General features: G+C 64.1%; 24 protein-coding genes. 17 read left to right on the forward strand and 7 right to left on the reverse strand.

Features of this window, described 5'->3' with window-relative positions; all coding sequences use genetic code 11:
• Positions 1-126: 126 nt before the first annotated feature.
• The 9 genes from EYB42_RS17400 (at position 127) to EYB42_RS13995 (ending at position 9,283) form a co-directional block, all read left to right on the forward strand.
• A complete protein-coding gene (locus tag EYB42_RS17400; protein WP_167851031.1) occupies positions 127-297 on the forward strand; it encodes a hypothetical protein in 171 nt (56 codons plus the stop codon).
• Between the two features lie 15 nt (positions 298-312).
• On the forward strand, positions 313-474 hold the full coding sequence (locus tag EYB42_RS17405; protein ID WP_167851032.1) for a hypothetical protein: 162 nt from the start codon (positions 313-315) through the stop codon (positions 472-474).
• A 229-nt stretch (positions 475-703) separates the two neighbouring features.
• Positions 704-2,074, forward strand: a complete 1,371-nt coding sequence (locus tag EYB42_RS13965; RefSeq protein ID WP_135450745.1) for an ammonium transporter — start codon at positions 704-706, stop codon at positions 2,072-2,074.
• A 425-nt stretch (positions 2,075-2,499) separates the two neighbouring features.
• Positions 2,500-4,263, forward strand: a complete 1,764-nt coding sequence (locus EYB42_RS13970) for an APC family permease (protein ID WP_135450746.1) — start codon at positions 2,500-2,502, stop codon at positions 4,261-4,263.
• A 157-nt stretch (positions 4,264-4,420) separates the two neighbouring features.
• The gene (locus EYB42_RS13975; protein WP_135450747.1) at positions 4,421-5,560 is read left to right on the forward strand and encodes an aminomethyltransferase family protein; all 1,140 of its coding nucleotides are present in this window, start codon (positions 4,421-4,423) and stop codon (positions 5,558-5,560) included.
• A gap of 93 nt (positions 5,561-5,653) precedes the next feature.
• A complete protein-coding gene (locus EYB42_RS13980) occupies positions 5,654-6,244 on the forward strand; it encodes a dimethylamine monooxygenase subunit DmmA family protein (RefSeq protein ID WP_135450828.1) in 591 nt (196 codons plus the stop codon).
• Complete coding sequence (locus EYB42_RS13985) at positions 6,241-7,203, forward strand: PDR/VanB family oxidoreductase (protein ID WP_135450748.1); 963 nt, start codon at positions 6,241-6,243, stop codon at positions 7,201-7,203. The genes EYB42_RS13980 and EYB42_RS13985 overlap by 4 nt, the downstream gene beginning before the upstream one ends.
• A 9-nt stretch (positions 7,204-7,212) precedes the next feature.
• A complete protein-coding gene (locus tag EYB42_RS13990; protein ID WP_135450749.1) occupies positions 7,213-8,283 on the forward strand; it encodes a heme-dependent oxidative N-demethylase family protein in 1,071 nt (356 codons plus the stop codon).
• Positions 8,276-9,283 (forward strand): GlxA family transcriptional regulator, encoded by a 1,008-nt coding sequence (locus tag EYB42_RS13995; protein ID WP_135450750.1) that lies wholly within the window; start codon positions 8,276-8,278, stop codon positions 9,281-9,283. The genes EYB42_RS13990 and EYB42_RS13995 overlap by 8 nt, the downstream gene beginning before the upstream one ends.
• Here EYB42_RS13995 and EYB42_RS14000 read toward each other — a convergent pair.
• Positions 9,187-10,167 carry a DMT family transporter gene (locus EYB42_RS14000; protein ID WP_135450751.1) on the reverse strand — a complete coding sequence of 327 codons (981 nt, stop codon included), beginning with the start codon at positions 10,165-10,167 and terminating at the stop codon, positions 9,187-9,189. The genes EYB42_RS13995 and EYB42_RS14000 overlap by 97 nt on opposite strands.
• Before the next feature lie 126 nt (positions 10,168-10,293).
• On the opposite strand from EYB42_RS14000, the gene EYB42_RS14005 reads away from it, so the two are divergent.
• Both EYB42_RS14005 and EYB42_RS14010 read left to right on the forward strand, forming a co-directional pair.
• Positions 10,294-12,663: an aminomethyltransferase family protein gene (locus EYB42_RS14005; protein ID WP_135450829.1), complete on the forward strand. Its 2,370-nt coding sequence runs from the start codon at positions 10,294-10,296 to the stop codon at positions 12,661-12,663.
• Positions 12,664-12,788: 125 nt separating this feature from the next.
• The gene (locus tag EYB42_RS14010) at positions 12,789-13,172 is read left to right on the forward strand and encodes a group II truncated hemoglobin (protein WP_135450752.1); all 384 of its coding nucleotides are present in this window, start codon (positions 12,789-12,791) and stop codon (positions 13,170-13,172) included.
• Here EYB42_RS14010 and EYB42_RS14015 read toward each other — a convergent pair.
• From EYB42_RS14015 to cbiB, 3 genes are read right to left on the reverse strand one after another with little or no spacing between them, the layout of a single operon-like run.
• Positions 13,169-14,071 (reverse strand): glycosyltransferase family 2 protein, encoded by a 903-nt coding sequence (locus EYB42_RS14015; RefSeq protein ID WP_135450753.1) that lies wholly within the window; start codon positions 14,069-14,071, stop codon positions 13,169-13,171. The genes EYB42_RS14010 and EYB42_RS14015 overlap by 4 nt on opposite strands.
• A complete protein-coding gene (locus EYB42_RS14020; RefSeq protein WP_135450754.1) occupies positions 14,071-15,228 on the reverse strand; it encodes a lytic murein transglycosylase in 1,158 nt (385 codons plus the stop codon). The genes EYB42_RS14015 and EYB42_RS14020 overlap by 1 nt, the downstream gene beginning before the upstream one ends.
• 16 nt (positions 15,229-15,244) lie before the next feature.
• Positions 15,245-16,144 (reverse strand): adenosylcobinamide-phosphate synthase CbiB, encoded by a 900-nt coding sequence (gene cbiB, locus EYB42_RS14025; RefSeq protein ID WP_135450755.1) that lies wholly within the window; start codon positions 16,142-16,144, stop codon positions 15,245-15,247.
• Between the two features lie 221 nt (positions 16,145-16,365).
• Between cbiB and EYB42_RS14030 the strand changes: the two genes are divergently transcribed.
• Entirely contained in the window at positions 16,366-16,719 is a 354-nt protein-coding gene (locus EYB42_RS14030) for a hypothetical protein (RefSeq protein ID WP_135450756.1), read from the forward strand.
• 210 nt (positions 16,720-16,929) lie between these two features.
• Here the strand turns inward: EYB42_RS14030 and EYB42_RS14035 are convergent, their stop codons facing one another.
• Both EYB42_RS14035 and EYB42_RS14040 read right to left on the reverse strand, forming a co-directional pair.
• On the reverse strand, positions 16,930-17,469 hold the full coding sequence (locus EYB42_RS14035) for a L,D-transpeptidase family protein (protein WP_135450757.1): 540 nt from the start codon (positions 17,467-17,469) through the stop codon (positions 16,930-16,932).
• Entirely contained in the window at positions 17,466-18,638 is a 1,173-nt protein-coding gene (locus tag EYB42_RS14040; protein ID WP_135450758.1) for a MalY/PatB family protein, read from the reverse strand. Before EYB42_RS14040 ends, EYB42_RS14035 begins: the two co-directional genes overlap by 4 nt.
• 203 nt (positions 18,639-18,841) lie before the next feature.
• Between EYB42_RS14040 and def (EYB42_RS14045) the strand changes: the two genes are divergently transcribed.
• The 5 genes from def (EYB42_RS14045) to EYB42_RS14065 all read left to right on the forward strand — a co-directional run bounded on the left by def (EYB42_RS14045) (position 18,842) and on the right by EYB42_RS14065 (position 21,700).
• Positions 18,842-19,357, forward strand: coding sequence for a peptide deformylase (gene def, locus EYB42_RS14045; RefSeq protein WP_135450759.1), 516 nt, complete (start codon positions 18,842-18,844; stop codon positions 19,355-19,357).
• Between the two features lie 180 nt (positions 19,358-19,537).
• Positions 19,538-20,023, forward strand: coding sequence for a peptide deformylase (def, locus tag EYB42_RS14050; RefSeq protein ID WP_135450760.1), 486 nt, complete (start codon positions 19,538-19,540; stop codon positions 20,021-20,023).
• Positions 20,020-20,523, forward strand: a complete 504-nt coding sequence (gene def / locus EYB42_RS14055; protein WP_135450761.1) for a peptide deformylase — start codon at positions 20,020-20,022, stop codon at positions 20,521-20,523. The genes def (EYB42_RS14050) and def (EYB42_RS14055) overlap by 4 nt, the downstream gene beginning before the upstream one ends.
• Entirely contained in the window at positions 20,520-21,413 is an 894-nt protein-coding gene (gene fmt / locus EYB42_RS14060; RefSeq protein ID WP_135450762.1) for a methionyl-tRNA formyltransferase, read from the forward strand. Before def (EYB42_RS14055) ends, fmt begins: the two co-directional genes overlap by 4 nt.
• Before the next feature lie 53 nt (positions 21,414-21,466).
• Complete coding sequence (locus EYB42_RS14065; RefSeq protein ID WP_135450763.1) at positions 21,467-21,700, forward strand: GlsB/YeaQ/YmgE family stress response membrane protein; 234 nt, start codon at positions 21,467-21,469, stop codon at positions 21,698-21,700.
• Here EYB42_RS14065 and EYB42_RS14070 read toward each other — a convergent pair.
• Entirely contained in the window at positions 21,693-22,193 is a 501-nt protein-coding gene (locus tag EYB42_RS14070; protein ID WP_135450764.1) for a TetR family transcriptional regulator, read from the reverse strand. The genes EYB42_RS14065 and EYB42_RS14070 overlap by 8 nt on opposite strands.
• Positions 22,194-22,218 lie beyond the last annotated feature (25 nt).

A 22,218-nucleotide genomic window follows, 5' to 3' on the forward strand; every position in this document is an offset into this window, starting at 1 on the left:
CCCTGCCTCGTGCTCTTTCAGAATGCCGATGATCTGGTCTTCGGTGAACCTGCTGCGCTTCATCTCTGGTCCTCTCGGTTGGGCCAGAGTCTACCTCAAACTGGATTAGGCGGAGGGGGCAACGTCATGGGCTTTGTGCCGGGCTACGTCGTTTCGCTGATCCTGAAGCAGCTGCGGCTTCTGCGGGTGCCGAAAGAGGCCGAGGTGCTGGGCCTAGACAAGGTGAAGGTTCCGGCAGTCGCCTATCCCGAAATCCTGGGTGAACCGGCGCGTGGGCCGGTGACCCCGGCACAGTAAGAAAGGATGATGACGATGGTCGGAACCGATATCGCCGACTGGGCCGCGGTCGAAGGCCCGTATTATGCCGGGATGGGTAGCGAGGCCTTCTGGCTGGGCCTGTCGATGGTGCTGTGTGTTGCCGTTCTTGTGCTGGGCGCACGGCACGAAAAAGCTGCCTACCGCAAGACGAAATAGCGCAACAAGGCGGGCCCACCGGTCGGGCGGGCCCGACGCTTCCGGCCCCAAATTCTCTGCTGGAAGAAAAAAAGTTTCTTCGAGGGCAAAAATTGCTTTGTGACCTGCGCCAACTGCGCCAATCTGTCCCTACGGGCAAAACGCCCGACGTCAGGATGCTGGGTCACGCGGCGATGGTGTCGGGGCACCCGGTTCCTGCGTCAACAACAACGGGAACAGGGAGTATGACATGGAAAGCGAAACGATCGCATTCTATGCGGATCAGGTCAGCCTGAATTCGCTGGTCCAGAACGTCGTCTATGCCTCCGGCACCGTCGGGGCAATCCTCGTCGTTGTCGGACTTCTGCTGATCGACGCAGGCACCACACGGCGGAAGAGCCTTTTCAACTCGACGATCGAAAAGGTGATGGGCTTCTTTCTGGGCTTCACGGTCTATTACGTGATCGGCTTCGGATTCTGGGCCGCGCAATACTACATCATGGTGGACGGCACGCTGACCGACAGCCTGAAGGACTGGTGGATCGGTGGCGCGATGCTGAACGCGCTGGCACAGGAGGTTGACCCGGCGGTCTTCCCGGGGCTGAACTCGTTCCAGATCTTCGTGTTCTTCCTGGCGTGCTTCGCCGGGATCGTGAACATCCTGTTCCATTTCGCCGTGTCCGAACGGATGAAGGCCTCGGCCTACTATGTCATTTCGGTCGTGGCCGCCGTGGCCTCGTCGGTGCTCAGCTGGATCACCTGGGGTTCGGTCGGGCCGCTGACCAACGCGGGTTTCCACGACTTCTTCGGTGTCGGTTTCGTCTACATGTTCCCCGCTGGCATGGCGCTGGTTCTCGTGAACATGCTGCCCGCCCGCCCGGGCGTGTTCGAGGCACATCCCCGGGTGCCGGGCTATTATGCTCCGTCAATCGGGTTGGCGGCGACGGGCCTTCTGACGATCTTCGCCGGCTTGCCGATGATCATCATGTCCTGCCTGTTCTTCTTCGATCCCGAGGCGCTTGCGGTGTCGGTCACCATGGCCACGACCAGCGTCGGCGTGGCGCTGAACAACTACGCGCTGGCTTGGGCCGGGGGCGCGGTGTCGGGCATGATCATTGCCTATGCGACCCGGAAATATGCCTATCTGCTGCTGGGGCCCCTTGCCGGCTATGTTTCGGGGGCTTCGGGCTTTGACGTCTACATGCCGTGGCAGATGTTCCTTGTGTCTCTGGGCGCCCCTGTTGTTGCCTGGCTTGTGTATGAGTTCACGTTCAAGCGCAGGTTCGACGAGCACAAGCTGACGCCCCTGTTCATCGGGGCGGGCAGCTACGGTCTTATCATGCTGGGCATCTTCAAGTCCGGCACGCCGCGCGGAGGATACTTCGGCATCGAAGAGGGTGCCTACGCCTTCCAGCACGGCGAGATCAGCCTGATCATGCAGCTGGCAGGGATCGTCGTCTGCATCGGTGCCGGCGTGGTGACCGGCCTTGTCACGGCAGTCATCCTTAGGGCGACCATCGGACTCAGGGTCTCGGACGAGGACATGGCCGAGGGCCTGGACAGCCTGCGCTGGGGCGTCGAGACCGATGTGGTGACGAAAGAAGACCTGCCCCGCGCCTGACGGGAAGAACTGTGCACGTCCCATCCCCGGGCGCGGGACCAAGCGCCCGGGTGGTGGCAGCAGCCGGAAGCCATTAAGGGCCGACGGCATGCAAGAAGTCGGACGTGGTTTAGCCAGTGCAGCCCATCATTCATCCATGCCTGCGGCCTTGCAGGAGACTTTCAGATGACCTGGCCCAATCCTTTCCTGCTGCCTGTCCGGACCCTTCCGGCCATGCGCGTTGCGGCGATGGTCTGCCGCCGGTTCGGCACCAGCCGCCCGCTGCGTCGAGGTCCGCAGCACCGCAAGCTTGCCCAGCCGCCGCCAGGCAACACTGCCTGACACGGAGCTAGCGAAGAAAATCGAACCGATACGCAGACGCGGCCGGGGTGCATGGATGATTGCAACCTGCCCGTGACGCGGTGCGTGACAACAGGAGTCAAGGAATGACGATGGAAACTGGATCGGGCCAGATGGTCCGGGCGCTGAGCTGGAGAGGGGCCTTCTGGGTTGCCGCCGGCGTGCCGCCCCTGGTGCTGTTCTCGATCGGCGGTATAGCCGGGACGACGGGCAAGCTGGCCTTCGTGGTCTGGATGATCTCGATGGTGATGGGTTTTCTGCAAAGCTTCACCTACGCCGAGATGGCGGGGATGTTCGGCAACAAGTCGGGCGGCACCTCGGTTTATGGTGCGACGGCCTGGCTGCGCTATGGCAAGCTGATCGCGCCCCTGTCGGTCTGGTGCAACTGGTTCGCCTGGACGCCGGTGCTGTCCCTGGGCTGCGCCATTGCCGCGGGCTACATCCTGAATGCGCTGTTCCCGATCCCGCTGGCCGACAGCCAGCCGGTCATGGACTGGGTGACGGCGAACCTGGCCAGCTATACGGCCGAGACCCCGGCGGTTGCCGACTACATCGCCAACAATGCCGGCGCGACGGTCGAGCAGGCGATCCAGGCGGTCGCCACGGCGGATGCGGTCTCGGCGCTGACGCCCTGGTTCCGCACCTACGAGGCGTTCCAGATCACCATTCCGGCGCTGGGGACGCTGCATTTCAACACCACCTTCCTGATCGGCGTGATCCTGATGCTGATCATCCTGGCGATTCAGGAAAAGGGCATCGCCAATACGGCGGCAGCGCAGAAATGGCTGGCGATCATCGTGCTGGTGCCGCTTTTCCTGGTTGGGTTGGTGCCGATCCTGACCGGAGCGATCGACTGGATGAACGTCACCAACCTGGTGCCGCCCACGGCCGCCTATTCCGGCGTGGACGGCGAATGGAACATTGGCGGCTGGACGCTGTTCCTGGGCGGTCTCTACATCGCGGCCTGGTCCACCTACGGCTTTGAAACCGCGGTCTGCTATACGCGCGAACTGAAGGATCCCAAGCGCGACACCTTCCGGGCGATCTTCTATTCCGGCCTTCTGTGCATGGTGTTCTTCTTCCTGATCCCGTTCTCGTTCCAGGGGGTGCTGGGCCAGGAAGGCATGCTGCAGCCTGGCATCGTGGACGGCACCGGTGTGGGCGAGGCGCTGGGCAACATGATCGGCGGCGGGCCGGTCGTCACCCAGATCTTCGTCATCCTGATGATCATGGCGCTGTTCCTGGCGATCATGACCGCCATGGCGGGGTCGTCGCGCACGCTCTATCAGGGTTCGCGCGACGGCTGGCTGCCGCGTTACCTCTCGAAGCTGAACGAGCATGGCGTGCCGCGACGCGCGATGTGGACGGATGTGGCCTTCAACATCTTCCTTCTGGCGCTGGCCTCGGACGCGGCGGGGTATTTCTACGTCCTCGCGATCTCCAATGTCGGCTACATCCTGTTCAACTTCCTGAACCTCAACGCCGGCTGGATCCACCGCATCGACAGCGCCCACATGGAGCGGCCCTGGAAGGCACCCTCCTGGCTGATCGGGCTGAACACGCTGCTGGCCTTCGTCAACGCCCTGTTCCTGGGCGCGGGCGCCAAGGTCTGGGGGTACGAGAATGCGCTGTGGTCGGGGCTGCTGTTTGCGGCCCTGATCTTTCCGGTGTTCTGGTATCGCCACTACATCGTGGACAAGGGCAAGTTCCCCAAGGAAGCCTATGACGATCTTGGCCTGCCCTATGGCGAGCTGGGCCAACGCAAGGCCGGGTTCCTGCCCTATCTGGCCCTGATCGCCGGGGCGGCCGTGGTGCTCTGGGCGAACTGGTTCTTCGTCCTGCCAGCCTGAAGTCCCTGATACGTGATGGAAAAGGCCGCCGGTTCGGGCGGCCTTTTTTCCTTGCATCTGTTTTCTGACAAGAAATTTTGTTGCACTTCATTATTGCTTTCTGGCGGGAATCGCCTGACACTGGGCGAAAATGACAACCCACTGGGAGGGACTGCGCATGACGAATTCCTGGCGTTTCTCGGCACTGATGGACCGGCACCGAGCCCTCGGCTCCAACCTCGAAGACTGGAGCGGGATGGGCACGGCCTGGTCCTATTCCAAGGGCGACCCGAATGCCGAATACATGGCGATCCGCACCAAGGCGGGGCTCATGGATGTGTCGGGCCTGAAGAAGGTGCACATCACCGGCCATGCGGCGTCCCATATCATCGACCGGGCGACGACCCGCGATCCCGAGAAGATCGCACCCGGAAAGTCGCTTTACGCCTGCATGCTGAACGATGCCGGGAAATTCATCGACGACTGCATCATCTACCGCTTCGGGCCGAACACCTATACCGTTGTGCATGGGTCAGGCCAGGGCCATGAGCAGCTGACCATGGCCGCCACGGGGCGCGACGTCTCGATCCGCTTCGACGACAACCTGCACGACCTGTCGCTGCAGGGCCCGCTGGCAGTGGACTATCTGGAAAAGCACATCCCGGGCGTGCGCCAGCTGCCCTACATGGGTCACATGCCGGCGATGCTGTTCGGCAAGCCGATCACCCTTTCGCGCACCGGCTATACTGGCGAGCGGGGGTATGAGATCTTCTGCCGCGGGCAGGACGCGGTGGAAATCTGGGACCGTATCCTGGAAGAAGGCGCCAGCATGGGCATCATCCCCTGCCGCTTCACCACGCTCGACATGCTGCGGGCCGAAAGCTACCTGCTGTTTTACCCCTTCGACAATTCCGAGATGTATCCGTTCGAGAACGAGGGGCCGGGCGACACGCTGTGGGAGCTGGGCCTCGAGTGGACGGTAAGCAAGGGCAAGACCGGCTTCCGTGGTGCGGAAGAGCATTACCGCCTGCAGGGCAAGGAACGCTTCAAGATCTCGGGTCTGAAATTTGCAGACAAGACGAAGGTTCCGGGCAACGCGCCGATCTACAAGGACGGAAAGAAGGTCGGCGTGGTGACGCAGCCGATGTATTCGCCGCTGAACGACTGGGTCGTGGCGATTGCCCGCCTCGATGTGGATTGCGCCAACAACGGCACCGAACTCGAGGTGCGTTGCGGCACGCACGGCCCGCTGAAGGCCGTATCGGCCCCGCTGCCCTTCTACGACGTGGAAAAGAAGCGGCGCACCGCCAAGGATTGAGCTTCCGGGGGCCCGCGCTTCGTCGCGGGCCCCTGCCTGCCCAAGGGAACTGCCCTCGTGAAAGTGGAACTGACCCCGGTAAATGCCCCCTCGATGCGCTCGCGCCCGGTCTATGCGCCGCTCGAGCCGCGGCCCGGAAAGCTGCATGTGATCGTCGCCGACGATGAAGGCGCGAACGCCGTGACCGATATGTTGGACAAGTCGAACAATCGTTCGGAAATCCTGGCGGACGCCCATGTGATGTATTGCCCCGGGCCGACCGGGACTGATCTTTCCACTAAGCTCGAAGTCCTGGGTGCGGCCCAGTTCTTCCGTGCCCCGACCATTCCGGCGCTGTTGCCACGGCTCGTGCGGGTGCTGGCCGACGCGCATATGGGCACGCAGTTCTACCTGGCCGGCACCGAAGGCCTGATCGGCCAGGCCGAGCGCGAGATCATGGCTACCGGCTTTCCTCATGCCTCGATCCAGAAGGAACATCGCGGGTCCACCCTGCGCCGGGTGCAATGCGTCCATTGCAAGGGGATCACCGAGAACGTGGCGACGGACCCGTTCAAGTGCAGCCATTGCGGGCTGAACCTGTTCGTCCGCGACCACTATTCCCGGCGGATCGCCGCCTTCCAGGGCGTCAACATCGACGCCGAGGATCCCGGCCAGGTGCCGGAAAGCGTGGTGAGGTTCAAATGAGCGGGGGCGCCAAACTCCTGGTCCGCGTGGCCGAGGTGGTCGAGGTCAACGAGCTGATCAAGCGTTTCCGCTTCGTGTCACGCGACGGGTCGGAATTGCCGGCCTTTTCCGGCGGAGCGCATACCGTGGTCGAGATGGACGATCACGGAACCCGCCGCCTGAATCCCTATTCGCTGATGTCCGACCCGGAGGACCGCTCGGGCTATGAAATCAGCGTGCGGCGCGACGATCAGGGGCGGGGCGGGTCGCTCTACATGCACAGGCACGTCGTGCCGGGGATGGAGATGGTGCTGTCCCACCCCGTCAACCTGTTCCCGCTGGACAATCGGGCGCGGAAGCACCTGATGATCGCGGGTGGGATCGGGATCACGCCCTTCATCGCGCAGATCAAGCAGCTGACTCATTTCGGGGGGCGGTTCGAGCTGCACTATGCCGCACGCTCGAAGGCGCTGGGAGCCTACATGGACGAGCTTACAGCGGCGCATCCCGACAGAGTGCACTGCTATTTCGACGGCCAGGGCCAGCAGATCGACCTGGCGCGGGTGCTGGCCAATCAGCCGATCGGCACGCATCTTTATGTCTGCGGGCCGAAGGGCATGATCGGCTGGGTGCTGTCCACCGCCGAGGCCATGGGCTGGCCGAAGCAGGCGCTGCACCACGAGGAATTCCTTGCCCCCGGCACCGGCCTGCCGTTCCAGGTGGAACTGGCCGCCAGCGGCAAGACCATCACTGTCGGCACGACGCAAAGCCTGCTCGAGGCGATGGAGGCCGCCGGGGTGGATGCCCCCTACCTCTGCCGCGGCGGGGCCTGCGGGCAATGCGAAACGACCGTTCTGAAATGCGACGGCACCATCCTGCACCGCGACCACTGGCTGACGCCCGAGGATCAGGCCTCGAACACCAAGATCATGCCCTGCGTCAGCCGCTTCGAGGGCAAGACCCTTGTCATCGACCGATAGGAGACGACCATGAGCCTTGATTTCAAGTTCGCTCCCGACGATTTCGGCGGTTTCTTCCGGGACGAGACCTTCCGCGACACCTTCACCTACCGCAACAGCGACCCGCGTCGGTTCCCGTTCCCCTTCGACCGCGACGACTACATGTATTCCGTCAACATGGAGCCGCATGTGCCGGGCCGGAAGGGTACGGCCTTCGAGCACATGCTGGACGTGGACGAACACTACATCGCCGAGATGATCGACCGCGCCAAGGTGCTGGCCGAGGATCCGTTGCGCTGCCAGTCGCTGCCGCACATGACGCTGGCCGGCTGGGACGTGCTGGAACTGATCATGGAGGCGAAGGCGCGCGACTATCCGCAGTGGTTTTCGCTGACCAAGGACGGCAACCGCTGGCACTGGGTGAACCGGCCTCTGGGTATCGAACAATCGTTCACATTCCTGGACGAAAGCACGCTGCCCTATCCGCCCTTCGAATACATCATGCGTCAGACCCAGGGCGACTGGACGCTGCAGGACGAACGCGACGGGACGCTGTGGATGGATGCGGGGATTGCGACCAGCCAGGCCGACTGGTCGGTGGATTTCGACGTGGGCATGAATTTCCACGAATGGCACGCCCCGGTGCCGCTTGCGCATGAAAAGGGCGTGTTCGACCGGGCGCTGAAGTTCCTTCTGAAGCTTCAGCACGGCGCGCCGGTCCGGCGGTTCAACTGGACGATGACGGTGAATCCGCTGCTCGATACCGCGCCCGAGACCTATCCGAAATGGGGCCCGATGCGCACCACCCTGACGCAGGAGAACATGGGGCAGAAGATGCATCTGCGGGTCGAGCTGCAAAGCCTCTATCGCCTGCCCCGGTCGAACGCGATCGCCTTCGACATCCGCTGCTATCTGTGCAGCTTCGAGCAGATCGTCGAGGTGCCGAAATGGGCCCGCCGCCTGCACCGGGTGATCCGCGACCTGCCGGTAGAACTGGCGACCTACAAGGGCTTCATCCGCAACCGCGACGCGATGGTGGAGTGGCTGTCCAAGTATGACGATGGTGCCCCCACCAGCCCCGGCTGGTTCCCCGATGACTGAGCGCGGACCGCTGCGGCTGGGGTTCCTGATGTTCCCCGGCTTTCCGATGGCCTGTCTGACCTCGGCCATCGAACCCTTGCGTGCGGCGAACGAAATCACCGGTCGATGCGAATTCGTGTGGCGCCTGCTTTCCGAGACGGCCGGGCCGGTCCGGTGCAGCGCGGCCATCGGCTTCGATCCCGACGAGACCCTGCAGGAGGCCGAGGGTCTGGATCAGCTTTATCTGATTGCGCCGCCGACGGCCGAATTCGCAGATCCGCGCCGAAGTCCGGCGCGGCTGCGCTGGCTGGACCGGATCGGCGTGACGCTTGGTGCCTTTTCCGGCGGTATCTTCCCGCTTGCCCGCGCCGGGCTTATGGAGGGACGGCCCTGTTCGGTGCACTGGTGTTACGAGGCTGCCTTCAAGGCCGAATTTCCCAATGTGCCGGCCTCTGACAGCACGATCCTGCGCGACCGCCGGCGGAACACCGTCTCTGGCGCCGGGGCTGTCTTCGACCTGATGCTGAAGCTGATCGAGGAACGGTTGGGCCGCGAAGTGATGACCGAGGTTGCCTGCTGGTTCCAGCACCCCTTTGTCCGCGACGAGGCTGCGGCCCAGAAGGTGCCCGTCGCGCGCGGGCAGGGAACCGCCGACGACCTTTCCCCGCCGATCCGCGAGGCGATCCGGCTGTTCGAAACCCACATCGAGGATCCGCTTCGCATTCCCGATGTGGCCCAGGCGGTGGGCCTGTCGGGCCGGCATTTCGAACGCATTTTCAAGCGCGAGACGGGGCAAAGCCCCTTGCGCTATTACCACCACCTGCGGCTGATGAAGGCGCGGCAGCGGGTGCTGTATTCCAACGACTCGCTGCGCGAGATCGCCGCTTCGGTCGGTTACATGACCTCCAGTCCGATGATCCGGCATTATGTGCAGCTGTTCGGGGTATCGCCGCGGGATGAACGGCGGCTTACACAGTCGATGCGACGGTCGGGCCCGCCCCGGGTCGAGGCGGCGGAATAGGGCGGCCCGTCCGCTGCGCGGCGTGAGGCCCCTTGCAGGCCCAGGGTGGCGATCCCTGCAAAGACCGTGGCGATGCCCAGCCATTGAACGGGCCGGACGCGCTCTTTCAGGAACCAGGCTGCCAGCAGGATTGTGGCCACCCCGAACAGGGATGACGTGACTGATGCATATTCCGCCTGCGGCAACCCGCCCGAGGCGGTGACCAGACCCAGCGCTGCCGCGTCAAGGCAACCCATCAGGGCCAGAACGCCGAACTGCCACCGCTGCGGCGCCAGCGAGCCCCGATGCCAAAGAAGCAGGGCCACGATCACTGCCAGAGCCACCACGCGCCCGATCAGCGCCACAGGCAGCTCCGAGCCCTGTCGTGTCGCCTCTTGGCCAAATGCGAAAGTTGCTGCGAAGCCGGCAGCCGAAAGCATGGCCCAGCCCATGGCCACCCCGGGTGACGACGCATAGCCTTCGGGTGCGTCGTCCCGCGCAGCGACGGCGACAATACTGATGCCGATGACGATGGCGCTGACGGCCAGCCAGTCTCCGGCTGTCACCGGCCGGCCCTGCGCAACCGCGATCAGCAGGGTAAGCATCGGGTAGGCCCCGATCACGGGCGAGACGACGCGGACCGGCGCCAGGCTGAAGGCCTTGTACAGCGTTCCGATCGCCAGCGCGAAAGCCAGACCCGAGGCAGCGGCCAGGGCAGCCGCCGCCCCGGTCATGGCTTGCCAGTCGCCTGCTGCAAAGGCGATCGGCAGCAGCGCCACGCAACCCGTCCCCACGACAATCGTCAGAAGTGGCAGGATCGCCGCCCCTTGGCTGAGCTTGCGCGCCAGCAGGTCATGAACCGCCCAGATCAGCGCCGCAGTCAGCCCGAAGCTCAATGCCAGCATTGCGCCACCTTCCCCTCACCCCGCGCTTGTGTCACGCTGACCCTGCCGCTATTCTTGTGAATGAACAAGTTTTATCCTTGTTAAACGGGCCCGACCTTGCCGCACCCGGCCCAGATGGGGAAGCCGATGCTCGACACGATCTATCCCGCCGTTATCCCAGGTCCACCGCGCCCAAGCCGGATTCTGACGCCGCAGGGCTTTTCGCGACACCACGGACAAGAGCGTCATGTCGTTCCGGGCGGCGGCGCACTGGTTTTGCAAATCATGACAGGCGACCGACTGACCGTGCTGAACGACGAAGGTGGACAGCCGGTGGAGCTGGTTGCGGCCGCGAAAGACGGGCGCATCGACGCGGTAATCCTGGGCCATGCCGCCAATTCCACCGCCGAGGGGCTGAAGGCGCTGCTTGTGTCGGGAGATTCAAGTCTTGATCGGCTGCGCAAGGGGTTGGAGGGGCGCAGCATCGATCTTGCGTCGGCTGGCGCACTGCGCCTGTTCGGGCAGGAAACCCCGGCTGGCACGCGGGCCGACCTGACGGTGCTTGATGACGGCTGGCTGGTCGTGGCCGCACCCGGCCTTCCGATGGCCCCGGACGCGCAGGATACGGCAACGCCCATCACCCTGCTGCTGCAGCGGGCCCGCCCGAGGCTGGTGGGGCACTATGACCTTCCCGATCCGCTGGCCGACCCGATCCTGGACCTTAGGGTGAAATCCGCCACGGCGGAAAGCTATTTCGTGAAGGCGGGCGACTATATCCAGATCCTCGACGTGGACGGCCGGCAATGCACCGATTTCCAGTGCTTCGATGCGCGCAAGCTGGACAGGGGGATCCAGCATCCGCTTGACGTGACGACCAGCCGGACCCTCATGGGCCATGCCTATTCCATGCCCGGTCTGCATTCGAAATACTATGATCAGGATTGGGTGCCGCTGGTCGAGGTCGTGCAGGATACCGTCGGCCGCCATGACGCCTTTGCGATGGCCTGTGCCAGCAAATACTACGACGACATCGGCTATCCCGGTCACGTCAACTGTTCGGACAACTTCAACAAGGCGCTGGCGCCACATGGGGTTGACTCGCGTCCGGGCTGGATGGCGGTGAACCTTTTCTTCAACACCAGCATCGACGCTCACGGCGTGCTGATCAGCGATGAACCCTGGAGCCGGCCCGGCGACTATGTCCTGTTCCGCGCGCTGACCGACATCGTCTGCGTCAATTCTGCCTGCCCGGATGACACGTCGCCCGCGAACGGCTGGTATCTCAGCGACATCCACATCCGCACCTATTCGGGGGCGGAAAAGTTCAGCCGCGCCATTGCCTGGCGCCCAACGCCCGCCTCGGAGCCGAAGATGACCAAGGAAACCGCGTTCCACGACCGGATCAGCCAGAAGACCCGGCACCATGTGGAATACAAGGGCTACTGGCTGCCGCAGGTCTATTCGGCGAATGGCGCGCTGGAAGAATACTGGGCCTGCCGTCAGGCTGCGGTAGTGCTGGATCTGTCACCCCTGCGCAAGTGGGAGGTCACGGGGCCGGACGCCGAAGCCCTGATGCAATGGGTGCTGACGCGCGATGTGAAGAAGCTGAGCCAGGGTCAGGTGGTCTATTCCGCGATGTGCTACGAGCACGGCGGGATGATCGACGACGGCACGCTGTTCCGGCTGGGCCGCGACCAGTTCCGCTGGATCGGCGGCGACGATTATGGCGGCATCTGGATTCGCGAGCAGGCCGAGAAGCTGGGGCTGAAGGTCATGGTGCGGTCCTCGACCGACCAGCTGCACAATCTGGCGGTCCAGGGGCCGAACAGCCGAGAGATCATGAAGCGCATCATCTGGACCGCGCCGCACCAGCCGACGATCGAGGAGTTGGGCTGGTTCCGCTTCACGGTGGGCAGGATCGGCGGACCTGCCGGCGCCCCGGTTGTGGTGTCCCGCACGGGCTACACCGGCGAATTGGGCTACGAGATCTTCTGCCACCCGAAGGATGGCAATGCCGTCTATGATGCTGTCTGGGCCAATGGCGCAGACCTGGGGCTGCGTCCGATGGGGTTGCAGGCGCTGGACATGGTTCGGATCGAGGCCGGGTTGATCTTTGCCGGCTACGATTTCAGCGACCAGACCGACCCGTTCGAGGCCGGGATCGGCTTTACCGTGCCGCTCAAGACCAAGACCGACGATTTCATCGGCCGCGAGGCGCTGATCCGGCGGAAGGAGCATCCGAGCCGGAAGTTCGTGGGCCTGGAGATCGACGCGAATGTCGATGTGGGCCATGGCGACTGCCTGCATGTCGGGCGGGCGCAGGTGGGCGAGGTGACATCCTCGGTCCGCTCGCCGATCCTGGGCAAGAACATCGCGCTGGCGCGGGTGGATGTCGCGCACAGCGAAATCGGCACCGCGCTGGAGGTTGGCAAGCTGGACGGCCAGCAGAAGCGTCTGCCAGCGGTGATTGTGCCCTTGTCGCATTACGACCCGAAGAAGACCCGACCGCAAAGTTGATCGATGCGCGCGGGCGGAATTTTCGGAGATTCCGCACCGGAGCCATCGAAGGCTCCGGTTCCATTCCTTCAAAGAAATCGGTTTTTCCCTGTGGGTGACCGGCGCGTCACTTGGTGGAGGCTGCGATGAAACCTATGATCGACCGGATCGGGGGCGAAAAGCAGGTTCATCTGCTGGTGAACCACTTCTACGATCTGATCGAGACGCTGCCGCAGGGCCGCGCGATCATGGAGATGCATCTGAAGGGCCACGGGCTCGCCCACGTGCGGCCCGAACAGTTCGACTTTCTCTGCGGCTTCTTCGGTGGCCGGCGCTATTATCAGGAACGCCATGGCCACATGAACCTGCGCGAGATCCACGCCCATGTGGAGATTCGCCGTCAGGATGCCGAGGACTGGCTGGAGGTGATGGAGCGCGCGATGGTCGACACGGGCGTGGGCGAAGGCGAGCGGGCCGAGATCATGCAGACCTTGCGCCGGGCCGCGCTGACGCTGGTGAACACCGGCTAGAGCTGGCCCTTCCGCAGCGCGTCAACCTTGTCGCGCAGGTGCAGGTCGGCAATCACCACCCGCCCCTGGCGCAGGAGGTCTTCCGCCAGGCCCACCGACAGCACCTGTGTGCGCAGGTAGAAATCGGCAATCTCGGCCGGGCTGGCCTTGCTGAGGAAGGCCTGCAATTCGGGCCTGAACTGATAGGCCCCCTTGGTCAGGCGGAACGGCAGCGCGGCCATCCAGGCCGCCCGGTCCTGGGCGTGAAAGTGCAGCAGCTTCAACTCTGGGTGCCAGTCAGGCGTCGGCACATGGCTGCCGTCCAGCATCACCGTGTGGATCTTGGGCATGAGCTTCGGCCCCATGGTACGGAAGATCACCTTTCCGACCGTATGGCTGAGCATCCCGTCGCGGATGATCTTGCGGTAGTCGCCAAGCGCCTTGCGGCCGCTGGGCCAGAAGTCATGCCGGAGTGCCCCCCGAAACTGGCGCGCGGTATAGATGTCGTCGGGCAGCAGCGGATCGTGCATCGCCTCGAACGGCTCCAGCTTCATCACAAGGGTCTCGCCCGGCGTATCGTCCAGGATCGCCGCAAGCGGGCGCGGGGTATGGATGAACTCGTCGATGTCGATGTGGACCAGCCACTCCGTCCTCGCGCGCCGAGATGCGTGGCGGGCATTCCGCGTCTGCCGGCTCTGGTGCTGCTCCGGGCGGCTCTTGCCGGCGCTGGCCCAGTGCGCATCGTCGCAAAGCGTAACGCTGACCTTTGGGTGAGCGGCTAGAACGGAAGGTATGGCCGTGTCGGGGTCGTCGAAATAGAGCGCCAAATGGTCGGCGCCAATCGACAGGTGATGTGCGACAAACGCGAGGATCTTGTCCTCGGGTGCCTTGACCGTGGTGACAATGCCCCAACTTGCCATCACAGCTGGTCCAGCAAGGCCCGTGTCGGCCAACCATCTGCCGGCAGCCCGAGGCGGATCTGCTCCTTCTGGACCGCCGCCCGCGTGCCTGCGCCCAGGATGCCGTCGATCCTTCCGACATCATGGCCGCGCGCGGCAAGCCTTTCCTGCAGCGCCATCATCTGCTCCGTCTCAAGCGCGGGGTCTGGCTTCCCTGCCAGATAGGGTTCCGCGCCCTCGATCCGTGTGGCGAAGTAGGCGGCCGTGGTGACATAGACGAAGCTCTTGTTCCATTCGAACAGCACAAGATAGTTCGGATAGGCAAGGAAGGCCGGTCCCTTCCGCCCCTGGGGCAGCAGGATCGAGGCCGAAAGGCCCGGCTCCAGCGCCCCCTGCCTCGGCGTGACGCCAAGGGCTGCCCATTCTTCGGTTGACCGTTCGGTTTCCAGCCCGGTCAACGCCCAATCGAAATCTGCGGGCAGGGTGATTTCGGTCAGCCAGGGCTCGTCCGCCCGCCAGCCGTGGTATTGCAGCATTCGCGCGCCCGACAGGATTGCGTCGGCTTCCGAGGACTTCAGCAGGATCAACCCGTCACCGTCGCCATCGACGCCGCGCTCCAGGATGTCCTTCGGCAACATCTGGACCATGCCGATCTCGCCTGCCCAGGCTCCTGTGGTGTCCAGATCGAATTCACCCAGCGCATGAAGCTGGGCCGCGGCAAGAACCTGCGGCTGGAACAGATCGGGCCGGCGGCAGTCGTGCGCGAGGGTGAGGAGCGCGTTCCGCGTGTTGAAGTCGCCCTGCACCTGGCCGAAATCGGTCTCGAAGGCCCAGAAGGCCAGAAGGATGCCGCGGCTGACACCGTATTCGGCCTCGGCGCGGTCCAGGATTGCGTCGAGGCTTGCCGATTTCGCCTTGGCGGTGGCAAGGCGTTGCTTCGAGATCAGCGACTGCGAGAAGTCGAGAAAGGTCTTGCGGAACACTCCCTGCGAGCGGTCGGCCTTCAGAACCTTTTCGTCGATCCGGGCACCGGCGAAAAACCTGGCCGCGCTGTCGGCGGGTATCCCGGCGGCGATGGCTTCTGCCTGCATTGTGGCCAGGAAGGCGCCGAAATCGCCGCCGCAGGGCGCGGCAGCAGCGGGGGCGGCCAGAACGGCGGCAAGCAGGCTAGCGCGCATGAAGCCTCCTTTGCGCCTAGAAAAGCGCAAGAAGAACGGCAAAGGCAAGTAGCGCGGCCCAGACCCGCCAAAGCGCATCGGCCGCGGCGTCGATGTCGTCCGGTCCGGGGTCGCGGCGCCCTTCCGGCCAGACCCAGGGAAAGTCCTTGCGGACACCGTTGTAGCTGCGCGGGCCGGACAGGGCCACGTTCAGTACCGGGGCCAAGGCCGATTCCGGCCAGCCGGCGTTTGGGCTGCGATGCTTGGGGGCGTCGCGCAGAATGGGTTGCGGGTCCACCCAGCCGTGGGTCAGCGCTATCAGCAGCGCAGTCAGCCGGGCGGGAACCAGGTTCAGCAGGTCATCAAGCCGCGCTGCGGCCCAGCCGAAATCGCGATACCGCGGGGTCATGTGGCCGATCATGCTGTCGGCCGTATTGATCAGCTTGTAGGCAACGATGCCCGGCAGGCCCGCGACCAGATACCAGAAGACCGGGGCCACCACCCCGTCCGACAGGTTCTCGGCCGCGCTTTCGATGGCGGCGCGGGCCACATCCGGCCCGGTCATGTCGGCCGTGTCGCGACCTACGATCATGGCAACGGCCCTGCGCCCTTCGGCCACCGAGCGGCGCAACGCCGTGGCGACGGCACGGACATGTTCGACCAGGCTTTTCTGCGCAATCAGGATCGCGACTGTCAGGGTTTCCAGCACACCGAAATCGGGAAGGATGCGAATGATCCAGCCGGACCCGAGGCCTGCGGCAAGCAGCACCACAACGGCAAGGACACCACGGGCCTTGCGCGCCTCTCCTTGGTTCAGATGACGGTCCAGCCAGTCCACCAGACGGCCCATGAGTACCGCGGGATGGGGAACGCGGTCCCAGATGGGCTTCGGTTCCCCGAAGACGGCATCAAGCAGAAGTGCGGCAATCAGCATCATGGCCCGGCTATCGGCGCGACGCAGGCGATTCGCAAGAGAGGTGCGACACTGCGCCAGGCTTGCAGGAAGCATCGGTGGAACCGCACGGATTCAACCGGTGCGTGCGGGATTTTCCATGATGAGGTCGCATCCCGGTTACAATCAATCGATATATTTGAAAAATATTGATTTTCTTCATGTCCGGTACAACAATTCCGTAACTGCTGCCAAAGAGCCCTGCGATGCTTGAGTTTCTGCCGAAAGAGATCCGCGAAGGGCTGGATGCCGCGCGGAAGAAGGATCTGAAGCGTCGCGCGCGACTTCGTGTTCAGGTGGGTGATGCGGTCTTTCCGGTGCTTCGCTTCTGGGACAGCGGCTTTGCCCTGGATGCCGACCTTTCGCCGGGCAAACTGCGTGGGCTGGTCGATGTGTACGATGGCTCTCGCCATGTGTTCCAGTGCCTGATCGTGGCCTCTTTCATCGAAAACGGCGAACTTGTCTGCGATTTCAAGCGGGCTACGGCAGTGCAGGACCGGGCGGCGCTGGACTTCTGGCGCGACGAGAATGCGCCCGTAGGCTATCTGCCACGCGCCTGACTTGCCAGGAATCCATGCTGCCAGTGTGTGATGGTGTGGCGGCGACCGAGGCACAGCCAGGCGTGCCGAAGACATTACCACGCGAATTCGGCTGACGCGCAACGCGGGCTTGGCACACCGGAAGGACCGGTTCAAGCTATCGGGGCTACAGTCAGCAATCGACAGACCGCGGCCGACCGGAAAGGGTGAACAGGCAGCCGGGCCACGGTGCTAGGGGCGGATCTCGACCTTGGTGCCGACCGGCGTGACCTTCCAGATTTCGCGCATCTCGGCGTTCGTCACCGCGATGCAGCCCGCAGTCCAGTCGCCGCGCAGCTTGAACCCCTCGGGCAGGGCGTTCGGTTGGCCATGAATGAATATGTCACCGCCCGGATCCGCCCCTGCTTCGGCTGCCCGGGCCCGATGGGTTCTCTGCGGGTAGTCCAGCCCGAGCGACAGATGGAAGACGCTTTTTGCATTGCGCCGGTCGATGGTGAACTCTCCTTCCGGGGTTCGCCCGTCGCCCTGCCGTTCCTTGTCACCCTCGGGCGCGAAGCCGAGCGCGATCCGGTAGGTCCGCACCGGCTTGCCATTCTGGATCAGTTGCATGCGACGTGCGGCCTTTTCGATCACGATCCGATCGATCTGGCCCGCAAGCGGCGGGGGTGGGGGAAGGGCAACCTCTTCACGCGGCACGAAGAATGACGCGATCATCACACCGAACAGCGCGATCAGCACAAGCCAGGCAAGAAGGCGGTCAGGGCGGGTCATTGCAGGTCGGCAAAGGCCCTCTGCAGGCGCCGGATCGCCTCGGCCACCTGGGCGCGCGGGCAGGCCAGGTTGAAGCGCAGGAAGCTTGCGCCGCCCTTGCCGAAACTTTCGCCATGGTTCGTCGCAATCTTCGCCTGTTTCTCGACCCGCGCGATGAAATCCGCCGCGGCCATCCCGGTGCCCGAGAAATCGACCCAGGCCAGATAGGTGGCCTCCAGCGGGGTTGAGCGCAGTCCGGGGATCGTTGCGATGCCCTCGTCAAAGAGCCTCCGGTTGCCGTCGAGATAGCGCATCAGGTCATCGACCCAGGCCGCGCCTTCGGGCGAGTAGGCTGCGGTCGCCATGTGCATGCCGAAGGAATTGGGCGATATGCCCATGGCATTGATCGTATTGGCGAAGGCCTTGCGCAGGTTCGGGTCGGCGATGATGACGTTGCCGATATGGGCGCCGGCGATGTTGAAGGTCTTGGTCGTGGCGGTCATCATCACAAGTTGGTCGGCGATTCCGGGCGCGGCCTTTGCCATGACAGTGTGAGTGTGACCGGGATAGACCAGATCGTGGTGGATCTCGTCCGAGACAAGGATCAAGTCGTGCCTTTGGCAGAAGTCCGCCACTGCGCGCAGTTCGTCGCCACTCCACACCCGTCCGCCCGGATTGTGTGGGGAACAGAGGATCACCATCCTTTCGCGCCCGGTCAGCTGCGCCTCCCAGGCGGGGATGTCCAGTTGCGCCTTGCCCTCTGCCAGCGCCAGCGGACATTCCACCACCTCGCGTCCGGCCGCTTTGATGATCCGCGAAAAGGCGTGATACACGGGCGTCATCAGGATGATGCCGTCACCCGGCCGGGTGAAGCTGTGGATGCAAAGCGCGGTGCCGTTCACAAGGCCATGGGTGGTGAATATCCATTCCGGCGCCACGTCCCATCCGTGGCGATTGGCCATCCACCAGCGGATCGCCTCGAGATAGGCCCGGTCATCGCCGAAGTAACCATAGACACCGTGGGCCAGCATCCGCTCCAGCGCCTGCTGCACACAGGCAGGCGGGCGGAATTCCATGTCGGCTACCCACATGGCCAACCCCTCATCCGGGGCAAGGCCGTAGAGCGCCGGCATCATGTCCCATTTGACGCAATGGCTGCCGGTGCGGTCGATGGGGGTGTCGAAGGTCATGTCACCAGTCCCGAGTGGGGGATTTTTGTCCGAATAATGCAAAATTTTAAAAAATCATTCCAAAAAATAACACAAGAGCGAAAATGGATCCGCAGTATACGTTTGAGGTGGGAAGGTGTCCCGATTGTCGTAATGCGCCGCCGCAACCCTGCCGGCTCACCCTCCCCTTGCCATGACGCATCGGCTTTCGTAGATCCCTTTCCATGATCCGCCCTATCCTGATCCATCCCGATCCGCGCCTCAAGAAGGTCTGCGAGCCGGTGGCCGAAATCACCCCCGAGCTGAGGGCGCTTGCGGCCGACATGCTGGAGACGATGTATGACGCCCCCGGAATCGGTCTGGCTGCGCCGCAGGTCGGCGTAACGAAGCGGCTGATCGTGATGGACTGCATCAAGGACGGTCCACCCGAACCGCTGATCCTGTTCAATCCTCGGATCATCTGGGCTTCGGAGGATGTCTCGACCTTCGAGGAGGGGTGCCTGTCGATCCCTGACCAGTATGCCGAGGTGAAGCGCCCGGCCGAGGTGCAGGTCCGCTGGCTTGACGAGACGGGGACTGAGCAGGAGCGGCAGTTCTCGGGTCTCTGGGCGACCTGTGTGCAGCATGAAATCGACCATCTGGATGGCAAGCTGTTCATCGACTATCTGGGCCCGCTGAAGCGCCAGATGATCACCCGCAAGATGGAAAAGCTGAAGCGCGAGCGCGCCCGCGCAGTCTGATGCGGCTTCGGGCGCAAGATCTGGTCTTATCCTTGGTGCCTGACCATTTGGCCTGGTGACCCGGCAGTCCCGACGACCCGCCGCGGTCATGGACACGCGCCCCATCCTGCCCACAGGCGTTCTGGGGTGACTTTTCCGGCCGGGAAGGCTATGCCGCAGAGCTGACACAGAGGTATCCCGATGCTGCTGCCTATCCTGCGATGGCCAGATGCCCGCCTTTCCCGCCCCTGCGCACCTGCCGTGCCGGACGACGATCTGCGGCGGCTGGCGGCCGACATGCTGGAGACGATGTATGCGGCGCCGGGCCGGGGACTTGCGGCGCCGCAGGTTGGCCATCTCTTGCGGGTTTTCGTGATGGATGTGGGCTGGAAGTCAGGCAAGCCGTCCCCCATGATCTTCGTGAACCCCGAGCTGCAGCCCTTTGGCGACCGCTTGACCGGGCCGGAGGGGTGCCTGTCGATCCCCGGCCCGGTGATCGAGGTCGAGCGGTACGCGCAGGTGCATGTGCGCTGGACAGATCTGGATGGCGCCGCGCGGGAGGCGGCCTTTGACGGCTTTGCCGCGATCTGCATCCAGCACGAACACGACCACCTGGACGGCATCCTGACGCTGGACCGCGTGTCGCCCGAGATGCGCGCAAGGGCAGAGGCAGAGGTGCTGCGATGACCGTTCGCCGCTGTCTGCCGTGGCCGCATCCGGTGCTGCGGTCGCCTGCCTCGGACGTCGAGGCCGTCACCGACCAGATCCGCGCGATCTGGGCCGACATGATCGACACGATGGAGGCCATGCCGGGCTATGGGCTTGCCGCGGTGCAGATCGGCGTGCCCCTGCGGCTGGCGGTAGTGGATTGCTCCGAAACCCGGGGGCAGGCGGTGCGGATGGCCAACCCCGAGGTGCTGCATGCAAGCATTCAGTTGCGCGAACATGAGGAAGCCTCGCCGAATCTGCCGGGGGTGTCGGCGGTCATCGCGCGGCCGCGTGCGGTTACGGTGCGTTTCCTGAATGATCGGGGCGTGGTGGAGGAGCGCGATTTCGTGGGTCTATGGGCCATCAGCGTGCAGCATCAGATCGACCATCTGGCCGGCAAGATGTATTTCGACCACCTCTCGCCTCTCAAACGGAAAATGCTTATCGCAAGGGCGGAAAAGGTGAGGCGTCAGAAATGAAAATCGTTTTCATGGGCACGCCCGAGTTCTCGGTTCCGGTGCTGGATGCCTTGCATCGGCGGCATGAGATCGCCGCCGTCTATTGCCAGCCGCCGCGACCGGCAGGTCGGGGGCGGGCGAACCGTCCAAGTCCCGTTCAGGCCCGGGCCGAGGCGCTTGGGTTGCCGGTGCGGCACCCGGTTTCGCTGCGCAGCGAGAAAGCCGCGCAGGATTTCGCTGCGCTGGGGGCGGACGTGGCCGTGGTGGTCGCCTACGGCCTTATCCTGCCTCCGCCGATCCTTGATGCGCCGCGCCATGGCTGCCTGAACATCCATGCCTCGCTTCTGCCCCGCTGGCGCGGTGCGGCACCGATTCAGAGGGCCATCATGGCCGGCGATGTCGAGACTGGGGTCTGCATCATGCGTATGGATGCGGGTCTTGATACCGGACCGGTGCTGCTGCGCGAGGCTGTGGCCATCGGCGCCGAGGACACGGCGGCCGACCTGCACGACCGGCTCAGCGCGCTTGGCGCGCGGCTGATCGTCGAGGCCCTGGCCCGGTTGCCGGAGCTGCGCCCCGAACCACAGCCAGAACAGGGTGTGACCTATGCCGCCAAGATCGACAAGTCCGAGGCGCGCGTGGATTTCACCCGCCCCGCAGTCGAGGTGGACCGGCTGATCCGTGGTCTTTCCCCCTTTCCCGGCGCGTGGATAGAGGTGCGGGGCGAGCGGGTGAAGCTGCTGCGGTCCCGCCTTGCCCCGGGCCGGGGGCAGCCGGGTCAGGTGCTTTCGGGCTTTACGGTCGCCTGCGGCGAGGGTGCCGTCGAGATCACCGAGGCACAGCGCGAGGGCAAGCGTCCAATGCCTGCCGCCGAGGTGCTGCGTGGTCTGAATCTTCCTGATCGGCTATAGTATACGGGGCAGGGGGTGCCCATATCACCCGCAGGATACGGGGGAGGGATCACATGCCGCTCATCTGGCTTCTGGTTGTGGGGGTTGCGGTCGGGTTTCTGGCCACCCGGATTCTTCGTGTCGATCTGGATACACCATCAACGATTGCGCTTGGTGTGCTGGGAGCGCTGATCGGCGGGATGGTGTTGCGCGGGTTGGTGATGCTTGTCGGAATGGGTGCCGGTTTCGTCGGTGCGCTGCTTGGGGCACTTCTGCTGATCTGGGCGTGGAAGACCTGGGCTAGGTAAGCCGCTTGACAGCATCCTTCAGCCGGAATCCGTCATCACCAGCCGCTGCCCATAGGGCCTGTCCCTGCCAGGCGGCGAAAAGCAGTGCAGCGCCCTCTTTCGCCTTGCTGCCCGTCCCCAGACGCAGGGCTAGCGCCGCCTCGACCGTCGCGCGCCAAGCCGCGGCCCGCTGGGCGAGGTCGGGGTCACGCAGGTCCGAGGCGATTGCAGCGATGTTCACCGGCCCGATGGCCTTCAGCAGGGCTTGGGGCCCCTTGTTTGCTGTCGCGCTGATGGCTTCTGTCGTGCGGTTGCCCAGTTCGTCCCAGGCAGCCATGCGAGCCGCGCGCACCATCGCCTCGCGGCTGCCGTAGCGCTGGACCAATGTCGGCGGGGCCAGTCCGGTTGCCGCAGCAACGGTAGCAAAGCTGACTGCCCTTTCGCCGCCCTCGCCAAGCAGATGGCGCACGGCGGCAAGAACCTGACTGTCGGGAATGGTCCGGGTGCGTGGCATGGGACCAGCGTAAACGAATGTTCGT

Origin of the sequence: Tabrizicola caldifontis, from assembly GCF_004762095.1 — a bacterium.
Classification (GTDB): Bacteria; Pseudomonadota; Alphaproteobacteria; order Rhodobacterales; family Rhodobacteraceae; genus Tabrizicola; species Tabrizicola caldifontis.

Coding starts and splice junctions, on each gene's coding strand:
- EYB42_RS13980 (WP_135450828.1), top strand. CDS start 5,654: ATGCGCTCGCGCCCGGTCTATGCGCCGCTCGAGCCGCGGCCCGGAAAG.
- def (WP_135450759.1), top strand. CDS start 18,842: ATGATCCGCCCTATCCTGATCCATCCCGATCCGCGCCTCAAGAAGGTC.
- EYB42_RS13995 (WP_135450750.1), top strand. CDS start 8,276: ATGACTGAGCGCGGACCGCTGCGGCTGGGGTTCCTGATGTTCCCCGGC.
- EYB42_RS13975 (WP_135450747.1), top strand. CDS start 4,421: ATGACGAATTCCTGGCGTTTCTCGGCACTGATGGACCGGCACCGAGCC.
- def (WP_135450761.1), top strand. CDS start 20,020: ATGACCGTTCGCCGCTGTCTGCCGTGGCCGCATCCGGTGCTGCGGTCG.
- EYB42_RS14070 (WP_135450764.1), bottom strand. CDS start 22,193: ATGCCACGCACCCGGACCATTCCCGACAGTCAGGTTCTTGCCGCCGTG.
- EYB42_RS14000 (WP_135450751.1), bottom strand. CDS start 10,167: ATGCTGGCATTGAGCTTCGGGCTGACTGCGGCGCTGATCTGGGCGGTT.
- EYB42_RS14030 (WP_135450756.1), top strand. CDS start 16,366: ATGCTTGAGTTTCTGCCGAAAGAGATCCGCGAAGGGCTGGATGCCGCG.
- EYB42_RS14065 (WP_135450763.1), top strand. CDS start 21,467: ATGCCGCTCATCTGGCTTCTGGTTGTGGGGGTTGCGGTCGGGTTTCTG.
- def (WP_135450760.1), top strand. CDS start 19,538: ATGCTGCTGCCTATCCTGCGATGGCCAGATGCCCGCCTTTCCCGCCCC.
- EYB42_RS14040 (WP_135450758.1), bottom strand. CDS start 18,638: ATGACCTTCGACACCCCCATCGACCGCACCGGCAGCCATTGCGTCAAA.
- EYB42_RS14005 (WP_135450829.1), top strand. CDS start 10,294: ATGCTCGACACGATCTATCCCGCCGTTATCCCAGGTCCACCGCGCCCA.
- EYB42_RS14010 (WP_135450752.1), top strand. CDS start 12,789: ATGAAACCTATGATCGACCGGATCGGGGGCGAAAAGCAGGTTCATCTG.
- EYB42_RS13990 (WP_135450749.1), top strand. CDS start 7,213: ATGAGCCTTGATTTCAAGTTCGCTCCCGACGATTTCGGCGGTTTCTTC.
- EYB42_RS13985 (WP_135450748.1), top strand. CDS start 6,241: ATGAGCGGGGGCGCCAAACTCCTGGTCCGCGTGGCCGAGGTGGTCGAG.
- EYB42_RS14015 (WP_135450753.1), bottom strand. CDS start 14,071: ATGGCAAGTTGGGGCATTGTCACCACGGTCAAGGCACCCGAGGACAAG.
- EYB42_RS13970 (WP_135450746.1), top strand. CDS start 2,500: ATGACGATGGAAACTGGATCGGGCCAGATGGTCCGGGCGCTGAGCTGG.
- EYB42_RS17400 (WP_167851031.1), top strand. CDS start 127: ATGGGCTTTGTGCCGGGCTACGTCGTTTCGCTGATCCTGAAGCAGCTG.
- EYB42_RS14020 (WP_135450754.1), bottom strand. CDS start 15,228: ATGCGCGCTAGCCTGCTTGCCGCCGTTCTGGCCGCCCCCGCTGCTGCC.
- EYB42_RS17405 (WP_167851032.1), top strand. CDS start 313: ATGGTCGGAACCGATATCGCCGACTGGGCCGCGGTCGAAGGCCCGTAT.
- cbiB (WP_135450755.1), bottom strand. CDS start 16,144: ATGATGCTGATTGCCGCACTTCTGCTTGATGCCGTCTTCGGGGAACCG.
- fmt (WP_135450762.1), top strand. CDS start 20,520: ATGAAAATCGTTTTCATGGGCACGCCCGAGTTCTCGGTTCCGGTGCTG.
- EYB42_RS13965 (WP_135450745.1), top strand. CDS start 704: ATGGAAAGCGAAACGATCGCATTCTATGCGGATCAGGTCAGCCTGAAT.
- EYB42_RS14035 (WP_135450757.1), bottom strand. CDS start 17,469: ATGACCCGCCCTGACCGCCTTCTTGCCTGGCTTGTGCTGATCGCGCTG.